The sequence below is a fragment of the Paracoccus sp. (in: a-proteobacteria) genome, from assembly GCF_046289755.1.
Taxonomy (GTDB): Bacteria; Pseudomonadota; Alphaproteobacteria; order Rhodobacterales; family Rhodobacteraceae; genus Paracoccus.
Genome location: NZ_JBKBVD010000018.1, coordinates 55,165 through 63,677, shown reverse-complemented (window position 1 = coordinate 63,677; position 8,513 = coordinate 55,165). Strand labels below are relative to the sequence as shown.

Annotated in this window: 6 protein-coding genes and 1 pseudogene; 5 read left to right on the top strand and 2 right to left on the bottom strand. The window is 66.6% G+C overall.

Going from position 1 to position 8,513, the window contains the following annotated elements:
• The 5 genes and pseudogenes from radC to ACK41U_RS08945 form a co-directional block, all read left to right on the top strand.
• Window positions 1–469: RadC family protein (gene radC / locus ACK41U_RS08965; RefSeq protein ID WP_409678626.1), on the top strand; the 469-nt coding region annotated here is incomplete at its 5' end.
• A gap of 261 nt (window positions 470–730) precedes the next feature.
• Window positions 731–1,297, top strand: a complete 567-nt coding sequence (petA, locus tag ACK41U_RS08960) for a ubiquinol-cytochrome c reductase iron-sulfur subunit (protein ID WP_409678623.1) — start codon at window positions 731–733, stop codon at window positions 1,295–1,297.
• A gap of 11 nt (window positions 1,298–1,308) precedes the next feature.
• Window positions 1,309–2,631, top strand: a complete 1,323-nt coding sequence (gene petB / locus ACK41U_RS08955) for a cytochrome b (protein WP_409678620.1) — start codon at window positions 1,309–1,311, stop codon at window positions 2,629–2,631.
• A 406-nt stretch (window positions 2,632–3,037) separates the two neighbouring features.
• A pseudogene (locus ACK41U_RS08950) lies at window positions 3,038–3,763 on the top strand (cytochrome c1); the annotation flags it as partial.
• Window positions 3,764–3,870: 107 nt separating this feature from the next.
• Complete coding sequence (locus tag ACK41U_RS08945; RefSeq protein ID WP_409678617.1) at window positions 3,871–4,749, top strand: ribokinase; 879 nt, start codon at window positions 3,871–3,873, stop codon at window positions 4,747–4,749.
• Here the strand turns inward: ACK41U_RS08945 and aroC are convergent.
• Together aroC and mutS are read right to left on the bottom strand one after the other, a co-directional pair.
• Window positions 4,737–5,837 (bottom strand): chorismate synthase, encoded by a 1,101-nt coding sequence (aroC, locus tag ACK41U_RS08940; RefSeq protein WP_409678614.1) that lies wholly within the window; start codon window positions 5,835–5,837, stop codon window positions 4,737–4,739. The two genes, ACK41U_RS08945 and aroC, sit on opposite strands and share 13 nt — an antisense overlap.
• A complete protein-coding gene (gene mutS / locus ACK41U_RS08935; protein ID WP_409678629.1) occupies window positions 5,834–8,458 on the bottom strand; it encodes a DNA mismatch repair protein MutS in 2,625 nt (874 codons plus the stop codon). The genes aroC and mutS overlap by 4 nt, the downstream gene beginning before the upstream one ends.
• Between the last annotated feature and the right edge of the window lie 55 nt (window positions 8,459–8,513).

Genomic DNA, 8,513 nt, shown 5'->3' with positions numbered 1-8,513 from the left:
GCAGATCGAGGGCGCGGGCCCCGCCGTCGTGACGGAACTGAAGATCGTCGAGGCCGCCGCACAGCGCATGGCCCGCGCCCGCGTCATGCACCGGCCCGTTCTGTCGGGCTGGCAGGCGCTGCTGGATTATTGCCACACCGCCATGGCCCATCGCGAGATCGAGCAGTTCCGCGTGCTGTTCATGGACCGCAAGAACGTGCTGATCGCCGATGAGGAACAGGCGCGCGGCACGGTCGATCACGTCCCGGTCTATCCGCGCGAAATCATCCGCCGGGCGCTGGAACTGAACGCCTCGGCGCTGATTCTCGTGCACAACCATCCCTCGGGCGATCCCACGCCATCCGAGGCCGACATCACGATGACCGCCCGGATCGCGCAGGCGGCAGAGAGCATGGGAATGACCATCCACGACCATCTCATCATCGGCAAATCGCGCGAAATCAGCTTCCGGTCCGAGGGGCTTTTGTGAGTCGCGCAGCCGTCGCAAATGCGCCACAGCGCGCGGCAAACGGCGCCTCACAACGCAAGGCACTGCGACGTCCGGTCGCAGTTTGGGCGCAAACGGCACCCTGATCGCCTGCGCATGCGGCGATTTGCGACGTGCCCTCAGGGCTTATCATCTGGACTGACAGGGAATTGAACGCTAGAACCGCGACCGCGAAGGCTGCGTTCGGACGCGGCCCGGAATGTCGTATCGGCCGGCTCTTCGGCCCGAATTGGAGTATGACCCGTGTCCCACGCAGATGACCACGTAGGCACCCGGAGGGATTTCCTCTATTATGCCACGGCGGGCGCAGGCACGGTGGCCGCCGGTGCCGCCGCCTGGACGCTTGTGAACCAGATGAACCCCTCGGCGGATGTGCAGGCGCTTGCCTCGATCCAGGTCGATGTCAGCGGCGTTGCACCTGGGTCGCAGATCACCGTGCTGTTTCTGGGCAAGCCCGTGTTCATCCGCCGCCGCACGCCCGAGGAAATCGAGGCTGGCCGCGCCGTGGAGGTGAACCAGCTTCCCGACCAGAACGCGCAGAACCCCAATCTGGGCGATGCCGCCGCTCCGGCGACCGACGCGAACCGCGCTCTGGACGAGACCGGCGAATGGCTGGTCCAGATCGGCGTCTGCACCCATCTGGGCTGTGTGCCCATCGGGGACGGCGCCGGTGACTTTGGCGGCTGGTTCTGCCCCTGCCACGGCAGCCACTATGACACCGCCGGCCGCATTCGTCGCGGCCCCGCGCCCGAAAACATGCATATTCCCGTGGCGTCGTTTGTGAACGACACCACCATCCAGCTGGGCTGAGGGGGGAACCAATGGCCGGAATTCCGCACGATCACTACGAGCCCAAGACCGGGTTCGAACGTTGGCTGCACCGCCGCCTTCCCGTGGCTGGGCTGCTCTATGACACCCTGATGATCCCCACGCCCAAGAACCTGAACTGGATGTGGATCTGGGGCATCGTTCTGACCTTCTGTCTGGCGCTGCAGATCATCACCGGCATCGTTCTGGTGATGCACTATACCCCGCATGTCGACATGGCCTTCAGCAGCGTCGAACACATCATGCGCAACGTCAACGGCGGCTACATGCTGCGTTACCTGCACGCAAACGGCGCCTCGCTGTTCTTCGTTGCGGTGTATCTGCACATCTTCCGCGGTCTGTACTATGGCAGCTACAAGGCCCCGCGCGAGGTCACCTGGATCATCGGCATGCTGATCTATCTGCTGATGATGGCCACCGCCTTCATGGGCTATGTGCTGCCCTGGGGTCAGATGTCCTTCTGGGGCGCGACCGTCATCACCGGCCTGTTCGGCGCCATTCCCGGCATTGGGGAGACGATCCAGACCTGGCTGCTGGGCGGACCTGCGGTCGATAACGCGACGCTCAACCGTTTCTTCTCGCTGCATTATCTGCTGCCCTTCGTGATTGCGGGCCTTGTGGTCGTCCATATCTGGGCCTTCCACACGACCGGCAACAACAACCCCACCGGGGTCGAGGTGCGCCGCACCAGCAAGGAAGAGGCCCAGAAAGACACCCTGCCCTTCTGGCCCTATTTCGTGATCAAGGATCTGTTCGCGCTGGCGCTGATCCTGGTCGTGTTCTTCGCGATCGTCGGCTTCATGCCCAACTATCTGGGCCATGCCGACAACTACATCCCGGCCAACCCGCTGGCGACGCCCGCGCATATCGTGCCGGAATGGTACTTCCTGCCCTTCTACGCCATCCTGCGCGCCTTTGACGGCGATGTCTGGCTGGTGCAACTGGTGCAGTTCGTCAGCTTCGGCATCGTCGACGCCAAGTTCTTCGGCGTGCTGGCGATGTTCGGCGCAATCCTCGTGATGGCGCTGGTTCCCTGGCTGGACACCTCGCGCGTGCGGTCGGGCCGCTATCGCCCGATGTTCAAGTGGTGGTTCTGGCTGCTGGTCGTGGACTTCATGGTCCTGATGTGGGTGGGCGCCATGCCCGCCGAGGGGATCTATCCCTACATCGCGCTGGTCGCTTCGGCCTACTGGTTCGCCTATTTCCTCGTGATCCTGCCGGTTCTGGGCGTGATCGAGAAACCCGATCCCGTGCCCGCCACGATCGAGGAAGACTTCAACGCGCATTACAGCGCCAAGGCGACACCGGCCGAGTAAGGAGAGCCATAGAATGACCCTGAGAACCAAGACGCTCACGGCCGCTCTGGCCCTGACGATCTCTGCCGGTGGCATGGCCTGGGCGCAGGACAGCACGACGGTGCCGATGACGGCACCCGAGGCTGCCGCCGAGGATGGTGCGACCTTTGTGGCTACCCCTGAGGGCGAGGCCACAGAGGCCACAGAGGCCCCAGAGGCAACCGAAGCCGCTGAGGCGCCCGAAGCCGAGGCCGGGTCTCCCGACGCCGCTGCGGTGACCGCCGGGGACGAGGTTGCCGCGCCGGTCGAGACGACCACCGATGTCCCGGCGGTCGATGACCATGCCCGGCTTGAGGCCGGTGTCGCCGAGGCCGTTGACCCCGGCGCCGATGAGGATGCCGTTGATGCCTATGGCGGCGGCAGCTATTCCGGCCATACCGAGGACGTGTCCTTCAGCTTTGAAGGCCCGTTCGGCAGCTTCGACCAGTTCCAGCTTCAGCGCGGCCTTCAGGTCTATACCGAGGTCTGTTCGGCCTGCCACGGTCTGACCCATGTGCCGATCCGCACCCTGTCGGATTCCAGCGGCCCCGGCCTGCCGGAAAATCAGGTCCGTGCCTATGCGGCGGAGCTGCTGCCGATCTACGACGCCGATATCGACGAAGAGCGCGCACGCCTTCCCACCGACCATTTCCCGACCATTTCGGGAATGGGCATGGGGCCGGACCTGTCGCTGATGGCCAAGGCGCGTTCGGGCTTTCACGGCCCTTACGGCACCGGCATCAACCAGCTGATCCGTGGCATCGGCGGGCCGGAATACATCTACTCGCTGCTGACCGGCTATACCGGGCAGGAACAGGAACAGGCCGGCACGCTGTTTTACGGCAACACCGCCTTTCCCGGCGGCTGGATCAGCATGGCCCCGCCCCTGTCCGAGGATCGGGTGACCTTTGAAGACGGCACCCCGGCCACGGTCGAGCAGATGTCCATGGATCTGGCGGCCTTCCTGATGTGGACCGCCGAACCCAGGATGATGGACCGCAAGCAGATCGGTCTGGTCGCGGTTCTGTTCCTGATCGTGCTGACCGTGCTGCTGTATCTGACCAACAAGCGCATCTGGGCGCCCCACAAGCACAAGCTGAAGAACGACGACTGATCGTTCCTGCAGCGTGATCGTGAAACGCGTCCCTTCGGGGGCGCGTTTTTCGTTACTGGACAAGGCCGTCCGGTCGGGGCCACATTCCGCAGCAAAAGGGGGATCATATGGCGATCTGGAATCTGGGTTCGATCAATATTGATCACGTCTACCGTCTGCCGCACCTGCCGCTGCCCGGCGAGACGCTGGCCGCGCATGGTTTTTCGCAGGGGCTGGGCGGCAAAGGTGCCAATCAGTCGGTTGCCGCAGCGCGGGCGGGCTCGGTCACGCATCATCTGGGCGCGATGGGCGAAGGCGAGGCCTGGGTTCTCGACCGGCTGCGCAGCATCGGCGTGAACGTGGCACAGGTCCAGCGCCTGCAGGGCAAGGCGACCGGGCACGCGATCATCCTGCTGGACGCCGAGGCCGAGAACGCCATCGTCATCCATCCCGGCGCAAACCGGGCCGTCGATACGCAGGCCCTTGCCAATGCCCTTGAGAAGATTGGGGTCGGCGACACGCTGCTGATCCAGAACGAAACCAACGGCCAGCCCGACGCCGCCCGCACCGCCCGCGCACAGGGGGCACGGGTGATCTATTCCGCAGCACCCTTTGATCTGGAGGCCGTCCGGGCGGTTCTGCCCCATGTCTCGGTTCTGGCCATGAATGAGGGCGAGGCCGCGCAACTGTTCGCCGCCATCCCCGGCGATCTACCGGTCGAGGGGCTGCTGATCACCAAGGGATCAAAGGGCGCCGAATATCGCGACCTGCGCACGCACACCGTCCACCAACAGGCGGCCTTCCCGGTCACTCCTGTGGACACGACCGGGGCGGGCGATACCTATGCGGGCTATTTCGCGGCCGCGCTGGATCAGGGCGCGGATATTGCCGCCGCACTGCGTCTGGCCTCGGCGGCGGCAGCCATACAGGTCACGCGGCCCGGTGCGGGCGATGCCATCCCCTCGCGCGCCGAGGTGGACGCGTTTCTGTCAGATCAGCCGATCTGACCCCGCACGCCCCCGGTCTGGGCACGATCCATCAGCAGGTGATCCAGGATCACGCAGGCCGCCATCGCCTCGGCCACGGGGACCGCGCGGATGCCCACGCAGGGGTCGTGGCGGCCCTTTGTGATCACATCAATCTCTTCGCCGCGCGAGTTGATCGAGCGGCGCGGCGTGGTGATGGAACTGGTCGGCTTGATCGAGAACCGCACCACGATGTCCTGACCCGTCGAGATGCCGCCCAGAATCCCGCCCGCATGGTTCGACAGAAATTCCGGGCCGTCCGGACCCATGCGGATCTCATCGGCATTGGCCACGCCGGTCAGGGCGGCGGCATCCATCCCCTCGCCGATCTCGACGCCTTTGACGGCGTTGATCGACATCATCGCGGCGGCCAGATCGGTGTCCAGCTTCGCATAGACCGGCGCGCCAAGGCCGGGCGGGCAGCCCGCGACCCGCACCTCGATCGCGGCGCCGACGCTGTTCTGGTCACGGCGGATGCCGTCCAGATAGTCGGACCACGCTGCAACCGCGCCCGCATCGGGCAGAAAGAACGGGTTGTCGTTGATGGCTGTCGGGTCGAACCGCGCCCGGTCCAGAGACAGCGCGCCCATCTGTACCATATAGCCGGTGATCGTCAGATCCGGCACCAGCTGCGCCAGCACCGCCTGCGCCACCGCCCCCGCCGCCACCCGCGACGCCGTCTCGCGCGCCGAGGACCGGCCGCCGCCGCGATAATCGCGGACGCCGTATTTCAGGTGATAGGTGATGTCGGCATGGCCGGGGCGAAAGCTGGTGGCGATGTCGCCATAATCCTTGGACCGCTGGTCGGTATTCTCGATCATCAGCTGAATCGAGGTGCCGGTGGTCACCCCCTCGAACACGCCCGACAGGATGCGCACCTGATCGGGTTCGCGCCGCTGCGTGGTGTGTTTGCTGGTGCCGGGGCGGCGGCGGTCCATGAATTGCTGGATATAATCCTCGGTCAGGGGCACGCCGGGGGGCACGCCGTCCACCGTGGCACCGATGGCCGGGCCATGGCTTTCGCCCCATGTGGTAAAGCGGAATTCGCGGCCAAAGGTGTTATAGCTCATCCGGCTTTCTCCTCGGTCAGGGCTTTCAGCTCATAGATCAGGTCCAGCGCCTCGCGCGGGGTCAGGGCGTCGGGATGCACCGCTTTCATCCGCGCGTCCAGAGCCGAGGCCTTGCGCACAGGCGGCGGCGCGGCGCGGAACAGCGGCAGATCGTCGATCAGGGCCGTGGGGCGCGCGGCCCCCTGCCGTTCCCCCGATTCCAGCGCATCCAGCACGGCGCGGGCCCGCTCGACCACGCTGGCGGGCAGACCGGCCAGCTTGGCCACCTGCACGCCATAGCTGCGGTCGGCGGCGCCCCGGCGGACCTCGTGCAGAAAGATCACCTCGCCCTGCCATTCGCGCACAGAGACGGTGGCGTTTTCCACGCCCTCCAGCTTGGCGGTCAGGGCCGTCATTTCGTGGTAATGCGTGGCGAACAGCGCGCGGCAGCGGTTCAGGCCGTGCAGATGCTCCATCACCGCCCAGGCAATCGACAGCCCGTCCCAGGTCGAGGTGCCGCGCCCGATCTCATCCAGAATCACCAGCGCGCGGTCGTCGGCCTGATTGAGGATCGCCGCCGTCTCGACCATCTCGACCATGAACGTGGACCGGCCCCGCGCCAGATCGTCCGAGGCGCCGACGCGGCTGAACAGCTGGCTGACCAGACCGATATGCGCCGCGCGCGCGGGCACAAAGGCCCCAGCCTGCGCCAGCACCGCAATCAGCGCGTTCTGGCGCAGAAAGGTCGATTTGCCCGCCATGTTCGGGCCGGTCAGCAGCCAGATCGCGGGCGTCGCGCCCGTGGTCAGGTCGCAGTCATTGGCGACAAAGCTGTCGGCCTTGCGCCGCAGCGCGCGTTCCACCACCGGGTGCCGCCCGCCTGTGATCACAAAAGCGCGGCTGTCATCGACGCGCGGTCGCACCCAGCCCTCGCCCGAGGCCAGATCGGCGAAGGCCGCCGCTAAGTCAATCTCGGCCAGCGCGCGGGCGGCTTGCCCGATGGCCGCCGCATGATCCAGCACAGCGGCGCGGAGGCGGTCAAAGACGCCCCGCTCGATTTCCAGCGCGCGGTCGCGGGCGTTCAGGATGCGGGTTTCCAGCTCGGACAGCTCGACCGTGGTAAAGCGGATCTGGTTGGCGGTGGTCTGGCGGTGGATAAAGGTCTGGTTCAGCGGCGCCGCCATCATGCGTTCGGCATGGGTCGCGGTCGTTTCGATGAAATAGCCCAGCACGTTGTTATGCTTGATTTTCAGGCTGCTGACCCCGGCCTGCGCCGCATAATCGGCCTGCATCCCGGCGATGACCCCGCGCCCCTCGTCGCGCAGCCGCCGGGTCTGGTCCAGATCGGCGTCATAGCCCTCGGCCACAAAGCCACCATCGCGGGCCAGCAGCGGCGGCTCGGCCACAAGGGCCGCGTCCAGCAGGGCGATCAGCGCATCGTGCCCCACCAGATCGGCGGCGGCATCGCGCAGCGCCGGCGGCGCGTCGCCCGGCAGGCGCGCGGCAATCGCCGCCCCCTGCACCAGCCCCGCCCGGACCGAGGCCAGATCGCGCGGCCCGCCCCTCTCCAGCGCCAGCCGCGACAGCGCCCGGTCCATATCAGGCACCCGCGCAAAGGCCGTGCGCAGATCGGCCATCAGCCGGGGATCGCCCGCCAGCGCCGCAACCGCATCATGCCGCGCATGGATCAGCGCCAGATCGCGCGAAGGCGCGCTGACCCGGCGTTCCAGCAGCCGCGCGCCGGGTGCGGTCACGGTGCGGTCGATCGCGGCCAGCAGCGACCCCTCGCGCCCACCCGACAGCGCCTGCGTCAACTCCAGATTGCGCCGGGTCGCCGCGTCGATCTGCATCGCGCCGCCCGCACGTTCGCGGACCGGAGGCCGCAGCAGCGGCAGCTTGCCCTTTTGCGTCATGTCCAGATAATCGACGATGGCGCCCATCGCGGCCAGTTCCGCGCGGCTGAAATGGCCAAACCCGTCCAGCGTGTCCACGCCATACAGCGCGCAGAGGCGCCGCGCTCCCGCGCCGCTGTCAAAGGCGCTGGCATGCAGGTCGGTCATCGCGGCGCCGGCCTCGGTGACCAGTTCCTCCAGCGCGGTATCGCAGCACAGCACCTCGCGCGGGGCCAGCCGGGCCAGTTCGGGGGCCAGACGCGGCAGCGGGCAGTCCATCACCTGAAACGCGCCGGTGGAAATATCGACCCAGGCCAGCGCGCCCTCATCCCGCACGACGACGAAAGCGGCCAGATAATTGTGCCGCCGCGCCTCCAGCAGCGATTCCTCGGTCAGCGTGCCGGGGGTGACCAGCCGCACCACGTCGCGCGCCACGACCGATTTGGACCCGCGCTTTTTCGCCTCGGCCGGGTCCTCCATCTGCTCGGCAATGGCCACGCGGAACCCTTTGCGGATCAGCGTCAGCAGATAGCCTTCGGCGGCATGGACCGGCACGCCGCACATCGGGATCGGCTGACCCAGATGGGTGCCGCGTTTGGTCAGCGCAATGTCCAGCGCGGCGGCGGCCGCGACCGCGTCGTCAAAGAACATCTCGTAGAAATCGCCCATGCGATAGAACAGCAGCGCACCGGGATTCGCGTCGCGGATCGCCAGATACTGCGCCATCATCGGGGTCGGCTGGTCGGTCATGTCCTTGGTCATGGCGCTGGTTCTAGCGGCTTGCGCGTGGCCGCGAAACCTCTAC

Bases quoted from the DNA above. Each gene is read 5' to 3' on its own strand.
- mutS (WP_409678629.1), bottom strand. From the start codon at position 8,458: ATGACCGACCAGCCGACCCCGATGATGGCGCAGTATCTGGCGATCCGC.
- aroC (WP_409678614.1), bottom strand. From the start codon at position 5,837: ATGAGCTATAACACCTTTGGCCGCGAATTCCGCTTTACCACATGGGGC.
- petB (WP_409678620.1), top strand. From the start codon at position 1,309: ATGGCCGGAATTCCGCACGATCACTACGAGCCCAAGACCGGGTTCGAA.
- ACK41U_RS08945 (WP_409678617.1), top strand. From the start codon at position 3,871: ATGGCGATCTGGAATCTGGGTTCGATCAATATTGATCACGTCTACCGT.